This is a genomic window from Grimontia marina (assembly GCF_900060185.1).
GTDB lineage: Bacteria > Pseudomonadota > Gammaproteobacteria > Enterobacterales > Vibrionaceae > Enterovibrio > Enterovibrio marinus.
Window position 1 is genome coordinate 1 of sequence record NZ_FIZY01000204.1, and the last position, 792, is coordinate 792.

Below are 792 nucleotides of genomic sequence, written 5' to 3' on the forward strand. Positions count from 1 at the left end.
CCCGCGCCCAGGGTGATGGTGATGTCCACCTGACCGTCCAGCTCGTCATCGTTGATGTAACCATCATCGTTGGCATCTTCGGTAATCTCGACCGTCGGCGCCGCCGGGGCGCCGGTGCCGGTGCCGTGATCCAGGGTGGCCGCATCACTGCCGTTGGCGGTGTTGCCCGCCGGGTCAGTGACGGTGGCCGTCACGGTAATGGTGGTGCCGGTGGCTGGCGCGGTCATGGTGACCGGCACGCCGTTGTCCAGCATGTCCTGAGTCACGGTGCCGTTAAACAGCTCATTGCCATCCTGGTCGGTCACAATCAGGGTGTCGCCTACCGCGGTGCCTGCACCCAGGGTGACGGTGATGTTGATGTCACCATCGAGCTCAGCGCTATTGATGTAGCCGTCGTTGTTGGCATCCTCATCAATCACCACCGTTGGCGACGCCGGTGCGCCGGTGCCTGTGCCGTAATCCAGGGTAGCCGAGTCAGAGCCCTCAGCGGTGTTACCCGCAGGGTCGGTAATGGTGGCGGTAATCTCCAGGGTGGTGCCGGTCGCTGGCGCAGCCACAGACAGGTCAAGGCCATTGTCCAGCATGTCCTGGGTGACCGGGCCTTCGTACAGGGTGTTGCCCGCGTTATCGGTGACCACAATGGTGTCACCCACGGCGGTACCGGCGCCCAGGGTGATGGTGATATCCACCTCGCCGCTGAGCTCGCCATCGTTGATGTAACCATCATCGTTGGCATCTTCGGTAATGACCACAGTCGGTGCGGTAGGCGCACTGCTGCCGTGATCCAGGGTG

The 792-nt window shown here is 63.0% G+C and carries 1 pseudogene; it reads right to left on the reverse strand.

The features are described 5' to 3' along the window. A pseudogene (locus tag GMA8713_RS27890) lies at nucleotides 1-792 on the reverse strand (hypothetical protein); the annotation flags it as partial.